Annotated in this window: 11 protein-coding genes; all 11 read right to left on the reverse strand. The window is 63.6% G+C overall.

Annotation, left to right across the window (positions count from 1 at the left end; genetic code table 11):
- Positions 1-24: 24 nt before the first annotated feature.
- Positions 25-1,620, reverse strand: a complete 1,596-nt coding sequence (locus tag FB478_RS01305) for a glycoside hydrolase family 32 protein (protein WP_235509765.1) — start codon at positions 1,618-1,620, stop codon at positions 25-27.
- A 75-nt stretch (positions 1,621-1,695) separates the two neighbouring features.
- A complete protein-coding gene (locus FB478_RS01310; protein ID WP_056390054.1) occupies positions 1,696-2,769 on the reverse strand; it encodes an ABC transporter ATP-binding protein in 1,074 nt (357 codons plus the stop codon).
- On the reverse strand, positions 2,766-3,719 hold the full coding sequence (locus FB478_RS01315) for an ABC transporter ATP-binding protein (protein WP_056390055.1): 954 nt from the start codon (positions 3,717-3,719) through the stop codon (positions 2,766-2,768). Before FB478_RS01315 ends, FB478_RS01310 begins: the two co-directional genes overlap by 4 nt.
- Complete coding sequence (locus FB478_RS01320; RefSeq protein ID WP_056390056.1) at positions 3,716-4,642, reverse strand: ABC transporter permease; 927 nt, start codon at positions 4,640-4,642, stop codon at positions 3,716-3,718. The genes FB478_RS01315 and FB478_RS01320 overlap by 4 nt, the downstream gene beginning before the upstream one ends.
- 32 nt (positions 4,643-4,674) lie before the next feature.
- Entirely contained in the window at positions 4,675-5,652 is a 978-nt protein-coding gene (locus tag FB478_RS01325) for an ABC transporter permease (protein WP_056390057.1), read from the reverse strand.
- Between the two features lie 185 nt (positions 5,653-5,837).
- On the reverse strand, positions 5,838-7,511 hold the full coding sequence (locus FB478_RS01330; RefSeq protein WP_056390060.1) for an ABC transporter substrate-binding protein: 1,674 nt from the start codon (positions 7,509-7,511) through the stop codon (positions 5,838-5,840).
- Between the two features lie 79 nt (positions 7,512-7,590).
- A complete protein-coding gene (locus FB478_RS01335; RefSeq protein ID WP_056390062.1) occupies positions 7,591-8,661 on the reverse strand; it encodes a LacI family DNA-binding transcriptional regulator in 1,071 nt (356 codons plus the stop codon).
- 156 nt (positions 8,662-8,817) lie between these two features.
- Complete coding sequence (locus FB478_RS01340; RefSeq protein WP_056390064.1) at positions 8,818-9,816, reverse strand: aldo/keto reductase family protein; 999 nt, start codon at positions 9,814-9,816, stop codon at positions 8,818-8,820.
- Entirely contained in the window at positions 9,816-11,324 is a 1,509-nt protein-coding gene (locus FB478_RS01345) for a glycoside hydrolase family 32 protein (protein ID WP_056390066.1), read from the reverse strand. Before FB478_RS01345 ends, FB478_RS01340 begins: the two co-directional genes overlap by 1 nt.
- A gap of 435 nt (positions 11,325-11,759) precedes the next feature.
- Positions 11,760-12,695: a carbohydrate kinase gene (locus FB478_RS01350; RefSeq protein ID WP_056390069.1), complete on the reverse strand. Its 936-nt coding sequence runs from the start codon at positions 12,693-12,695 to the stop codon at positions 11,760-11,762.
- Positions 12,696-12,698: 3 nt separating this feature from the next.
- On the reverse strand, positions 12,699-14,192 hold the full coding sequence (locus FB478_RS01355; protein ID WP_056390077.1) for a glycoside hydrolase family 32 protein: 1,494 nt from the start codon (positions 14,190-14,192) through the stop codon (positions 12,699-12,701).
- Positions 14,193-14,194: the final 2 nt, after the last annotated feature.

A 14,194-nucleotide genomic window follows, 5' to 3' on the forward strand; every position in this document is an offset into this window, starting at 1 on the left:
CGGACAGTGTTGATGGGGGAGCGGCTAGGTCGTCGCGTTGATCTCGTTGATCGTCAGGTCACTGAAGGTGGCCGTTCCATCGTTGGCGTAGAGCCGGATGTTGTTGTCACCTTCCAGGGGAAAAACGCGGTGTGAGTGCACCACCCGTCCGTCTCCGACGAACATTTCGACGCTGGTCCGGTCCACCAGGAGGCGGAGTGTGAGGCGCCCTGCCGAGGGATCGATAGGTGTCTGGCTTTCCCCGCCAGTGGGGTTGATGGTGGGTCGCCTGTTGACGTAGGCGAACGGGCCGCGGAGGAATGCACCGGCCGCGACGTGCCGGCCCCCACCGGATGCACGGCAGAGCTCAAGGCCGATGTTGGACGGAGGGGCCGCCGGGTCCCATACGAGCTCACAGGTCAGGTCATAGGCCAGTGAACTGATATCGAGGTCTTGGGTTCCCGTGACCTTGACGTCCCCGAGGTGGTGGGTGCGTTTGATGTGGTTGGCCAGGCCGGTGGTGGGGGTTGAGGCGAGGTGGTAGCTTCCGCCTGCCTTCTTGAGCCGGATGTCGCGCACGATCATGTCATCACCGTTGTACGCGTCGGTCGCCAGGGTGGGAGTGTTGTGGGGGTAGTCCCAGAAGTTCGCCCAGCCAAGCGCCCTGCGCAGGGTGGCATCCTCCGCGCCGGAGGAGTCGTGATGGGGGTAGGTCACTGCACCGTAGAAGTCATAGCCGTAGTCCAGCCATTCCGGCTCGGCATGGTCGGGAGTAAACGTGATTCCGTTGAAGGCTCCTGTCCAGTAGGCGTATGTTGCTGGCAGTCCACGGCCCTTGCCGTTGGCGCTGGTGCCCAGGATCCAGTGCGAAGTACCGTCGTCGGCGGTCATGCGGAAAAGGTCCGGGCACTCCAGCAACCCCAGGTCCGTCCGGACGAATTCGCCGACCCGCCGCCAGGAACGCAGGTTGGCAGATGTGTAGAAGCCGAGCTTCTGCCCTTCGGCGTTGACCATGAACCACTGCCCGCGGTCGGCGTCCCAGATGACTTTCGGGTCGCGGAAGTCCTGCACGCCTGGGTTTGGAAGTACCGGCGCCGTCCCACCAGGTTTGAACGAACGCCCACGGTCTGTTGAGTACCAGAGGTATTGCGCCTGGCGGCCCTGGGGTGCCTGGGTCACGAGGGCTATGACGGCGTTTTCACCGTAGCCGGCAGTGTTCCGTTCGTCGATGACAAGACAGCCTGACCAGCAGTCGCCGTTATCGTTGCTGAACTTAGGGATGGCAACGCCACGGTCGCGGAACGAGACGTGGTCGGTGGTGGTGGCACGGCGCCACGATGTGCCGCCGCCGCCCTGGAGGTAATCGGCGTTGTAGAGGTAGTAGTAGTGGTATTCGCCGTCAATGTAGATGGGCCGCTGGGGGTCGTTCTTCCAGTTGTCGGGGACGCTGAAGTGATAAGTCGGGCGCATACGGGTTGGTCCTTTGTAGGGCGGCTTGGCCGGTGCGTTGTCGGGGGCGTTCGGGGGTGCCGCTGCCGCTGACTGGGCGAATGGTGTTGAGAGTGCGAGCGATCCGGTGAGGGCAACGGCCCCGCTTCCGGTCAGGAGGGCACGCCGGGATACGGCGGGTGAATCTTCCATCAGTTACCTTTCGGTGGGCAGCGTCGGTGCTGCCAGTGCGTGAATGTTGATGTTTTGGACGTGGGAACGGGAACGTCAGTCTCCAGGCTCCGGTTCTGTCGCCAATGCATGGCCGCCGGCACCGGCGCGCGGGCGGTAGAGGTGGCAGCGGACCCAGTGGCGGTTGAGGGGGTCGCCCACCTGGTGCCGGACGGGTTCCCCGGATGAGCAGCGCTGCTCCGGGTCGTTCTCAAAGGCGCAGCTGGCGGAAGCCATGACGGCTTGCCGGAGCTGGCCGCGGTGGATGGGGTCGTAGGATCCCGCCCGCGCCGGGTCGGGGACGGCTGAGACGAGCAATTGGGTGTAGGGGTGGGCCGGGTTGGCGAGCAGGTCCAGTGATTCACCTTCTTCCACGATTTCGCCGGCGAACATGACTGCCGTCCGGTCCGCCAGGTACCGGGCGGAGGCGAGGTCGTGGGTGATGTAGAGCATGGAAATGCCCTGCTCATCGCGCAGTTTCCGCATCAGGTTCAGCACGCCGATGCGGACCGAAACGTCCAGCATGGAAGTCGGCTCGTCGGCGAGGATGACGTTTGGCTCCACGGCCAGGGCTCGCGCGATCGCGACCCGTTGACGTTGCCCGCCGGAGAGCTCATGGGGGTAGGAGTCGAGCATGTCGGCTTGAAGCCCGACGGTGGTCATGAGCTCCTCTAGACGGCGCCTGGTCTGCTCTTCGGAACCGCGCTGGCGGGTGCCGCCTTTGCCGTGGACGGTGAGGGACCGGCGGAGGAAGTGCTCGATTCGGTGGGCGGGGTTCAGTGAGCCAAAGGGGTCCTGGAAGACCATTTGCAGCTGGGACCGGAACTCCCGTGAGGCCTGGAAACGGTCACGTTTGAGGACGTCGACGCCGTCGACCAGGATGGCCCCTTCGCTGGGTTTTTCGAGCCGGGCGACACAGCGGGCCAGGGTGCTCTTGCCTGAGCCCGATTCGCCGACCAGTGCCACGATTTCTCCACGGCCGATGGTCAGGTCGACGCGGTGGAGCGCCCGGACCGCCTGGCTGGAGAACAGGCCGCCGATGTGGAAGGACTTACCCAGTCCGCGCACCTCCAGGGCCGGCGTCAGGGTCGAAACATCCGGCCGTGTCGGGGAGTGGACGGCGTGGCTCATTGTGCTGCTCCTTCAAGGACGGCGGCTTCGGCGTCGGCATCAAACGGTGCCACGAAGTGGCCGGGCGCAATTTCGGCGAGGTCCGGGATGTTCCGGAACTTCACGCCTTCGGGCAGGCCCTTAAGCGGGATCCGCGGGCCGGTGAGCGGCGGGAACGCGCCCATGAGGGCTTGGGTGTAGGGGTGCCCGGGGGCGGTGTAGATGTCGTGCGCTTTGGCGGTTTCCACGATCCGGCCGCCGTACATGACGGCCATCCGGTGGGAGAGTTCCACCATCAAGGACATGTCGTGCGTGATGAAGAGGACGGAGAAGCCAAGTTCGCGCTGGAGATCCTTGATCTGGGCCATGATCTCCTGTTGCACCACCACGTCCAGTGCGGTGGTGGGCTCGTCAAGGATCAGCAGTGACGGCTTCAGGGCCACAGCCATGGCGATGACGGCGCGTTGCCGCATGCCGCCGGAGAGTTGATGCGGGTACGACTTGAGGCGGGCGGGGTCCATTCTGACCAGTTCCAGCAGCTGTGCGGCGCGTCGAAGGGATTCTTTGCGCGAGTAGCCGGCGTGGGTGGTGAAGATGTCTGCCATCTGTTCCCCGACGGTGAGCACGGGGTTCAGCGAGTTCATGGCGGACTGGAACACCATGGCGACGTCCTGCCAGCGGAAACGGCGCAGCTCGTCCTGGTTCATGGCGAGCACGTCCTTGCCGCCGAAGGAGATGCTGCCGGCGGCGATCTTCGCCGGGTCCTTGAGCAGCCGCATGATGGAGTTGGCGATGGTTGATTTTCCGCAACCGGATTCGCCGGCCAGCCCGAACACCTCGCCGGCGCCGATGCTGAAGGAGACGTCGTTCACGGCCGTGGTCGAGCGGGAGTCGCCGATGTACTTGACGGTGAGGTTCTTGACGTCGAGGACCGGTTCATGGGAGCCGAAGGAGGTTTGGGAGACGGTCACTGTGCGGCGCCCCTTTCGGTGGTGGCGGGTTTGCGGATCTTCCGCAGACGGGGGTTGGTTACTTCGTCAACGGCGTAGTTGATGAGGGCCAGGGCGAACGCGACCAGTGCGATGCAGAGGCCGGAGGGGATGAAGACCCACCAGCTTCCAGTGAGCAGGGCGCCTTCGTTTCCGGCCCAGAAGAGGTTGTTGCCCCAGGAGACGGTGCTGACGTCGCCCAGTCCAAGGAATTCGAGGCCCGCCTGGGCCCCGATACCGTAGATGACGCAGGCGAGCAGCGTTCCCATCACGATCGATGCCATGTTCGGCAGGATTTCGCGGAACATGATGCGGCCGGCGCGCTCACCGGAGACGACGGCGGCAGCGACGAAGTCCTTGGAACGGATGGACAGGGCCTGTGACCGGACAACGCGCGCTGATCCGGCCCATCCCGTGACGGTGAGGACCAGGATGACCGTGCCCAGGCCTGGGGGCAGGAAGGCGGCCAGGATCACAAGCAGCGGCAGGCCGGGAAGGAGGAGGAAGACGTTAGTCAGCAGCGACAGTGCTTCGTCGATGAATTTGCCGAAATAGGCTGATGCCAGGCCGACGAGGATTCCGATGAAAGTGGATGCGAACCCGACGGTAAGCCCTACGAGCAGGGAGCTTCGGGCGCCGTGGATGGTCAAGGCGAGCACGTCCTGGCCCTTGGCGGTGGTTCCGAGCCAGTGTTCGGTGTCTGGTTCCAGTGAGGCCATCCCGGTGATCCGGGAGGGGTCGTCCGGGAACAGTACCGGCGCGGCCAGGGCCAGGACGATGAAGACGAGCATAATGGCCATGCCGGTCATGGCCTTCTTGTTGGTGATGAGTCCGTGGATGAAACCGCGGTTGGTTTTGCGGGCAGCTTTTGCTTCGGTGGGCTGCTGGAGGATAACGCTGGTCATGGTCGGTCCCTTGGTTACTGGGTACGCACTGCTCAGTTGCTGCGCACGCGGGGGTCGAGGCGGACGTAGAGGATGTCCACCAGGAAGTTCGCCAGCAGCACGGCGGCGGTGATGGTCAGGAACAGGCCCTGCATAAGCGGGTAGTCGAGGCCTTGGACGGCGTTGAGGAGCTGGTAGCCGACGCCGGGGTAGGCGAAGACGACCTCGGTCAGGAGGGCGCCGCCGACGACGAAGCCCAGGCCCATGCCGAAGCTGGTCACCGAGGGCAGCATCGCGTTCCGGGCTGCGTAGCGGAGCATGATCCGTCCGGGGCGCAGGCCTTTGGCTTCGGCCATTGTGATGTAGTCCTCGGAGTTCGTGGCAATCATGGTGTTCCGCATGCCCAACATCCAGCCACCGATGGAGACCAGCACGATGGTCAGCGCCGGTAGCACGAGGTGGGCGGCGACGTCACCGATGAACTCGGCAGTGAACGCCGGCTCCAGGCCGTCGGTGAACGCGTGGCGGATGGGGAACCAGCCGAGCACGACGCCGAACAGGTACAGGGCGCCCATTGCCAGCCAGAAGTAGGGGAACGATCCGATAAAGACCAGCACGGGGGGCAGAGCCGAGTCGAGGGCGCTGCCGCGGCGCCAGGCTGCCAGGATGCCCAGCAGGTTGCCCACGACGGCGGCAATCACCAGCGCGGTCCCGCCAAGCAGGAGGGTCCAGCCGATTTGGGATGAGATGACTTCGGTGACGGGGGTGGGGAAGCGTGTAATCGATACCCCCATCTGTCCGGTGAGGATGTTCTGGAGGTAGCCGGCGTACTGCTCCCAGATGGGCCGGTCGTCCACGCCAAGCAGCTTGCGCAGGGCTTCGAGCTGTTCGGGCTGCATTCTGTCCTGGGAGCGGGCAAACATGCGTGATACGGGGTCCCCGGGCATGAAGCGGGGGAGCAGGAAATTCAGGGTAATGGATGCCCAGAAGGCGATCAGGTAGAAACCCAGTCGGCGCAGGATGAAGCGCACGGTTTCCCTCCAATTCGGGAGTGGTCAAGATTGTGGGTACGCCCGACGGCCGGCTGATGGCATAAGCCAGGCCGTCGGGCATAGGTGGCGTGAGATCAGGTGGACCTCAAGCTCGGCGGTGGATGGGCCCACGCCGCCCTGGGTTCCCTGGCCGAAGCGCAGCGAGGTTAGGGCGGCGGTGGGGACTACTTGCGCGGTTCCAGGCTGGTCAGCACGAGAACCGTGGAGGGTGCGCGGACAGAGAGGGTGGCGTACGGGTTGTCCTGGGTGGGCCAGCCGGTGAAGCGGGTGTCGTTGTACGCACCCCATTCCGGGCCGGAGAACAGCGGCACCAGTGGTGCGACGTCGTTGTATTCTTCCTGCAGCTTGTTGGCAATATCTTTTTGCTTGGACTGGTCCGTGGCTGCGGCGAAGTCGCTCAGCAGGGCATCGGCTTTGGGGTCGCCGAAACGGTGGTAGTTGTCGGAGGCCTTAGTGCCCACCGGCTTCACCGATGCAGTGCCCATGGTGGTGTTGAAGTACTTGTAAGGGCTGGGATCGTTGGCGCTCCAGACGATGCCGGAGTCGAAGTCACCCTTTTCGTACCCTGCCACGACGGCAGCCCAGTCCGGGGAGTCCACCTTCGCGGTCACGCCGACCTCCGCCAGGTTCTGGGAGATAACGTTGGCCACGGAGAGCCAGTCGGACGAGGTAGCACCCACGGAAATCTTGAACTCGAACGGTTTGCCGTCCTTGAGCGTGCGCTTGCCGTCGGCGCCCTTGGGGTAGCCCGCCTTGTCCAGCAGGTCGTTTGCCTGCTGGACGTCGTGCTTGGTCCACGTGCAGTTGTCCTTGACCTGGGTGTTCTTCCAGGTCTCGTAGTTGCCGGAGAGGCCGGTGCAGTCGGCCGGCTGCGCGTAGCCGCTCATGCCGATCTTGGTGACCTGGTCCCGGTCCACGGCCATGCTCAGCGCCTTGCGGACATCAACATCGTTGAAGGGCGCCTTGGTGGTGTTGAGCTGCCAGTTGATCATGGCACCGGTCGGAGGGAACCAGTAGTGCCGGTGGTCCTTGTCCTTCGAGACGAAGGTCTTTTCGATATTCGGGATGTACTGGGGCGCCCAGTCCACGTCGCCGTTGGCGGCGGCGAGGTTGGCGCCGTCGTTCCCCGCGAACGCGAGCATCTTGATGCCGGCAATCTTCTGCTTATCCGGCTGCCAGTAGTTGGGGTTCTTCTTCAGCACGAAGGACTGCGCCTGGAAGTTGTCCACCTCGGTGTACGGTCCGGTGCCCACAGGTTTGGCGTTGGCATCCTTTTCCGGATCGGCCAGTGCGGACCAGATGTGCTTGGGCAGAATGCTGAGCTGGCCGACGTCGTACAGGGCGGGGGACCAGGGCTTGTTGAAGTTGAACGTGACCTTGTTGCCTTGGGCCGTGACGCCGTCGAGGTACTCGTAGCCGCCCTTAAGCTTCTTCTGAAGCTCGAAGGTGTACGCGACGTCGTCGGCAACGAAGGGCTGGCCGTCGGACCACTTCACCCCGTCACGCAGGGTGAAGGTGATGGACTTTCCGTCGTCCGCGGCCTTCCAGTCGGTGGCCAGCCACGGCACCGTATTCCCCTTGGCCGCGTTGAAGACCAGGAGGGACTCGTAAATGGACTGCTGGACCATGGGGTTGACGGTCGGCGCGAACGGGTTGAAGTTCTGCACGAACGTTCCCATGTCTTCACGGGGAATGGTGAGGAATGCGCTGGCGTTGGCCGCGGCGTCGGTGCCGCCGGACTTGTTGCCGGTGGCGGCGCAGCCGGTCAGCAGCATCGCGCCTACCGCCAGTCCGGCCGCGGCAATGCGGGCGGACTTGAGGAACTTGGTTTGTGTCATGATGGGGTTATCTCTTCCTGTCTTCATCAGCAAGGTGAAGGGTGGGTTGGGGTTTTGCTCTTCGACGTTGATTTCGCGGTCAGACCGAAGAGCGTTCTAACAGCGGACAGTCGACCAACTGCTGATTGGCAGTGATCGGCTGTCCGGCTGTAAGGGTGGCGAGCGTCTGGACTCCCAGAGCGCCCATCTTTTCGAACGGCAACGCAACAGTAGTCAGCTTGGGCCTGAGGTAGGCCGCGATGAGTTCCTGGTTGTCGAAGCCGATCACGGCGATGTCACCGGGGATGGCCAGGCCACGTTCCTTGATGGCGTCGTAAGCCCCCATGGCCATACGGTCATTGAGGCAAAACAGTGCGGTGGGCCTTTCCTTGGCCGGGTACCGGTCAAGGATCTGACACGCAGCGTCGTAGCCGCCGTCTGCCGTCGCATATCCGGCCGTCACCAGCTCCGGATCAAGCTCCAGGCCGGCGTCGGCCAAGGCCTCCCGGACGCCCTGCAAACGCCCAACAGCTGCCGGGATGCGCGGGTCCAGGTTGATCACACCGATTTTGGTGTGGCCGGCCCTGAGGAGGCGTTCGACGGCGACCCGTCCGCCCGCGCGTTCGTCAGGGACGATTGAGGGCAGCTTCCCGTCCAGGTCGAAGCAGTTGACGAGCACCGTGGGTACTTCGTGCGCGCTGCGGGGCACATGGACGCCGCGGTGGTGTGTTGCGGCGTACAGCAGGCCTTCCACCCGCTGCTCCAGCAGCTTTTCCACAGCAGCATCCTCCATCCCCTGGTTGGGGCCGGCCGCATCACCCTGGTCCGACGGGGCGATCAGGAGGAACCGGCCGTCACTCCAGGCCTGGTCCTGGGCACCTTTGATGATGTCCACGGCGAAGGGGGCGGTGACGATCTCGGTGACGATCCCGTACCAATCGCTGCGCTGGGATGCCAGCGCCCTCGCCCCGGCATTTGGGCGGTAGCCCAAAGCCTGAACCGCCTCAGCGATGCGGACTCGGGTCTCCTCCGAGATGCTGGCGTCTTCACGGTTGTTCAGCACGAATGAAACAGCTGTCCGGGATACTCCGGCATGCTTGGCTACGTCATTCATGGTGACGCCACGCTGCCGGGCAGTGCCGGGTTTGGCGGGGGAGGTGGTCTTCGCCATTGAATGCTCCAGAGGTCTTCATTGAGCTGGGGTTGCCCGTGCTAATACGGAAGCAATTGGGTGAATCTATGTTTAGTAACTCGCGTTACTTTCGGGCTGTGATCTAAGTTACCCGCGTTACTAAACGGTGTCAAGACGTTTCTTCAGCCGCTGCTGTTAGGGGCGCTGCTTGAAGGACTCGACCTTCCCGGGGTCTCTTTCAATGACGGGGCCGAGGATGTCATCGATCCTCAGGAGCATTTCCTGGTCGAGTTTGACTCCTGCGGCCCGGACATTGTCCACGAGCTGCTCGGGCCGGGATGCTCCCACGATGGCTGCCGAGACGTTGGGGTTTTGCAGTACCCATGCGACCGCGAAGGCTGCCATGGACAGTCCGGTCTCTTCGGCCAGGGGCTTCAGTTCCTGGACGCGGGTGAGGATGTCCTCGTTGAGAAAGCGGTGGTCATTCTTCAGCTCGCCGTTGTCGCCTCGGAAGCGGGAGCCGTGTGGGGGCGCCGCGCCGGGGGTGTACTTGCCGGTGAGGACTCCCTGGGCGAGCGGGGACCAGCAGATCTGGCCAATGCCCAGTTCTTCGCTCAGGGGAACGATCTCCTGCTCGATGACGCGCCACAGCATGGAATACTGCGGCTGGTTGGAGATGAGCTGGACCCCAAGGTCCTTGGCAAGGGCAACACCGGCTCGTATCTCGTCCGCCGTCCACTCCGACACCCCTATATAGTGTGCTTTCCCCGCCCGGACAATATCGGCAAAAGCCCGCATGGTCTCTTCCAGTGGGGTCTCGTAGTCATACCTGTGCGCCTGGTACAGGTCGACGTAGTCAGTCTGGAGCCGGCGCAGCGAGGAGTTAATGGACTCCATGACGTGTTTGCGGGACAGGCCGCGGTCGTTCCGGCCGTCCCCGGTGGGGAAGTAGGCCTTGGTAAAGATCTCCACGCTCTCACGGCGTGTTCCCTTGAGCGCCACACCCAAAGCTTCCTCCGCCCGGGTTCCGGCATAGGCATCGGCAGTGTCGAAGGTGGTGATGCCCAACTCCAGTGCCTGTTTGACGCATTCCGTCGCAGCCGCCTGGTCGATCTGCTCGCCGTGGGTGACCCAGTTTCCGTAGGCGATTTCACTGATGTACAGGCCGGAGGTTCCCAGTTTGCGGTATTCCATTAGGCATCATCCTTTTCGAAGTTGGTGAGTTGGAGCACTGCGTCGGCTGTGCCGCCGGTGGAGTAGAGAGTGAGGGAAGTTTGCGCTGGATCCGGGAAGATCAGTTCGGTCACCGAGACGAGCCCATCGTTCGCGAAGACCTCCACTGAGCAGTGGTCGACAAAGATCTGCAGGGTGTAGTTGCCGTCCTTGGCTGCGACAATGGGGGCGCGGCTGGTAGAGGGAAAGGCTTCGTGGAAGTCGGTGTCGCCGGAGTGGGTGCGGTCCACGATCAGGTCGCCGCTGCCGGGGTGGATCCCGATCCGTGTCCCGACCGTGCCGTCCGCTGGCCCTCTGACCACAAGCCCGAAGTCCTCGGCGTCCCCAGGGGAAAAGGTGATGTCAATAAGCTGTACCGCGGTGCCGCCCTCAACAGTTGCGGAGCCGCTCAGGGCCAGCCGCTGCTCGGGACCGGGTGTCGAAGTTGCCCTCACTTCCGGTACGGGGTGCTGCAGGAGCCGGGGTTGCCCGTTCACGGAAACGAGGGACACGTCCCGGACCAGGCTCATGGGGCTGCGCCAGGGCGAGGTGGGGATGTGGTTGGCATACTGCCAGTTGTTCATCCAGCCGATCATCAGCCGCCGGCCATCCGGGACGTTGCTGAACGAGACCGCGGCGTAGTAGTCCCGGCCCCAGTCCAGCCACTGGTAGTCGGGTACGCGCTCAGGGTCCTGCATCCCCTCGGTGAGGGTTGTCTCGGAGCTGAACGTGACGCCGTCGAACTCTCCCACAAAATACTGCCCTGCGGACCCGCCGTTGGGGCCGCCGGGGTTCATGTTCACCGTCAGGACCCATTTCATGGCTGAGGAGTCACCGTCCAGGGGCAGCTCAAAGAGGTCCGGGCATTCCCAGATCCCGCCGGTGGCGTTGGCCGGGCCGAAGGTGCTGAGATATTCCCAGATCTTGAGGTCCTGTGAGCGGTAGAGCAGGACGGTGAAATCATGGGCTTCCACCGCCACCATGACCCAATAGCTGCCCGAAGGGCCGTCGTAGCGGAAGACTTTGGGGTCCCGGAATTCCGGCGAGTTCCGGGTCAGGACCGGGTTGCCGGCGTACTTCGTCCAGGAGTATCCGCCGTCCGTGCTCCACGCGAGGGACTGCGCCTGCGTGCCCTCGTGGAGGGAGCCCGGCTTGTACGCGCTGGTGTAGATGGCCACCAGGGGAGCCTTACCGTCCGCGCCGAATCCGCTGGTGTTTTCGGCGTCCACCACAATGCTGCCGGAGTAGATTTCCTCGACGTCATCGCAGGGAATCGCTACCGGTTGCTCCGTCCAGCTGACCAGGTCAGTAGAAGTCGCATGGCCCCAGGACATGTTGGCGTGGACGTTTCCGAAGGGGTTGTTCTGGTAGTACAGGTGGTAGGTGCCCTCGTGGAAGACAAGCCCGTTCGGATCGTTGAGCCACGTGTCTTTGGCGGCGAAGTGCATTGCCGGCCTGTAGGTCTCAACGGTGGTGGTAACGCTGTTCATTCTTCTCTTTTCATGGCTGGCTGAGGTCCTCGGACCTGTGGAGCGGGCGTGTGTTGGCGTAAAGGGGCCACTGCGAAATCAACTGGCTGCAATTGCAGGAGTCGGGGTGCTCTCAGGTTCATCGCGTGGGGTGAGCGCCTGGCGAAGCAATGCCTGAGTAGTTCCGTGCCCGGCTTTGGGAGGCGGTGTCCGCCATTGGATGCTCCAGAAGTCTTCGTTGAACTGGACGTTGGCTGCTAGTGGTTTACGCTTATCGCTAGTAACTCGCGTTACCTTGTTGCGTGATCTAAGTTACCCGCGTTAGTTGGGTGGTGTCAAAGGTTTTTTAACTCGTCCGCCGTCGCCCACTACATGGAGGGTTTCGTTCAATGACGGGGCTGAGGGCGAGGACGATGCTGGCGGGGACGATTTCCCGGCCCACACGCCGCGCGCAGATCAGCTGGGGATGCTGGCCTGCTGCAGCCGTGCCGACAGTTCGCCGGCGGTAGGCGGAGCTGCGCCTTTTCGGCTGACCGTGATTGCAGCTGCGGCGGCAGCAGTTCGGCCGAGTCTTTCCTGGGCCTGGGGCGTCAGTCCGTGTGTTCCGCGCGCTAGGAGCCCGTAAATGAGGGCGGCCATGTATGAGTCCCCTGCTCCGATGGTGTCGACGACCGGTGAGGGGAATGCCGGTACGTGCACCCTGCCGTGAGGAGTCATCAGGAGTGATCCGTCTGCACCCAGTGTGGTGACCACCATCCCGGGCCCGAGGCGGAGGATTCGCTTGCCAGCCTCCTCTGCCGTCAATTCTGGGTAAAGCCAGGCGGCGTCCTCATGGCTGAGTTTGATGACGTGTGCAAACGCCGCCAGATCCTCGAACGTCGACCGTGCCTCCCATACGGAGCCCAGCAGAGCCGGCCTGATGTTTGGGTCGTAAGTGATAAGACACCGACGATGAGCCTGTGCAACGAGTTCCCTCACCACCGCGGCTCCGGGCGCCAGGAACGAAGCGAGGGATCCCGTGTGCAGGATTTGCGGCAGGATGGGCGCAGCGATCCTTAAGGGGTCCCAGGCGATATCGAACTGGTAGGACGCGGACCCATCGGCGGACAAAGTGGCGGCTGCGGTGGCCGTAGGGCTGTCGCGGTGTGCACCTGGCAGGAGTTCGACGCCGGCGCTGTTCAGGTGGGCGGCGATCGCGCGCCCCCGGGGATCTTGGCCAATCGACGTGTGGAAGCTGGTTTGGATCCCCAGGCGCCCCAGCCCGTAGGCCACGTTTGCCGGTGAGCCGCCCGGGTGTTCGGACACTCCTTCCGGTGAGTTGACGACGTCTATCAGGGCCTCCCCGACCACAAGGACGTCAGGGCCGTGCGGTTGTTTGGAGCATGTGTTCATGTTTCAGGCGAGCGGCGTCAGCTGCAGAGAAGCGGCGGCTGTTCCGCCGGTCGAGTAGAGCGCCAGCGAGGTCGCGGAGGGGTCAGGGAAGATCAGTTCGGTCACCGTCACGAGCCCGTCCTGCGCAAAGATCTCAACGGAGCAGTGGTCGATGAAGATCTGCAGGGAGTAGGTCCCATCGGGGCCCGGCTGGATTGGTGCGGTGCTGACGGAGGGGAAGGCGTCGTGGAATCCAGTGTCGCCGGAGTTGGTGCGGTCCACAAGGAGTTCGCCGGATACCGGACGGATGCCAATCCTGGTAGCGGCACCATCCTCGCCGCCCCTGACCGCAACGCCGTATTCTTCCGCTGTTCCCGGAGTGAAGGTGACCTGTATCTGCTGGACGGCCGTGCCGCCGTCGACCGCAACCGTCCCGTCCAGTTGCAGCTGCTGAGCGGAAGCGGGAACCGAATTGGTGGTGTATTCGGCGGCGGGTTGCTGGACCAGCCGCGGCTGTCCGTTGACGGAGGTGAGGGTGACGTCGCGGACGAGGCTCATGGGGCTGCGCCAGGGCGAGGTGGGGATGTGGTTGGCGTACTGCCAGTTGTTCATCCAGCCGATCATCAGCCGGCGGCCGTCCGGGACGTTGCTGAAGGAGACTGCTGCGTAGTAGTCCCGACCCCAGTCCAGCCACTGGTAGTCGGCTACGCGGCCCTCGTCCTGCATGCCCTCGGTGACCGTGGTTTCGGAGCGGAACGTGACGCCGTCGAACTGTCCCACGAAGTATTGCCCGGCGGACCCGCCGTTGGGGCCGCCGGGGTTCATGTTCACGGTCAGGACCCATCGGGTGTTCCCGGCGTCGCCGTCCAGGGGAAGTTCGAAGAGATCCGGGCATTCCCAGATGCCTCCCGTGCCGTTCGCGGGCCCGAAGGTGCTGAGGTACTCCCAGGTCTTCAGGTCGTCGGAACGGTAGAGGAGGACAGCGTAGTCGTGGGCTTCTACGGCGGCCATCACCCAGTAGCTGCCTGCGGGGCCTTCGTAGCGGAAGACCTTGGGGTCACGGAATTCGGGGGAGTCACGCGTGAGTACGGGGTTGCCGGCGTATTTGGTCCATGAGTAGCCGCCGTCTGTACTCCAGGCGAGGGACTGTGCCTGGATGCCGGGGTGGGCTGAGGCCGGCTTGTAGGCGCTGGTGTAAATGGCTACCAGCGGGTCGGCGCCGTCGTTGCTGAAACCGGAGGTGTTCCCGTGGTCCACCACGATGCTTCCGGAGAAGATCTCTTCCGTGTTATCGCATGGGATGGCCACCGGCTGCTCTTCCCAGTTCACCAGGTCTGTGGATGTTGCATGTCCCCAGGACATGTTGCTGTGGACGTTCCCGAACGGGTTGTTCTGGTAGTAGAGGTGGTAGGTGCCTTCGTGGAAGACCAGGCCGTTGGGGTCGTTGAGCCAGGTGTCCTTGGCCGTATAGTGCATGGCCGGGCGGAAGGTCTCAAGGGTGGACGTGACAGTGTTCATGG

The organism is Arthrobacter sp. AG367 (assembly GCF_007828995.1).
GTDB lineage: Bacteria > Actinomycetota > Actinomycetes > Actinomycetales > Micrococcaceae > Arthrobacter.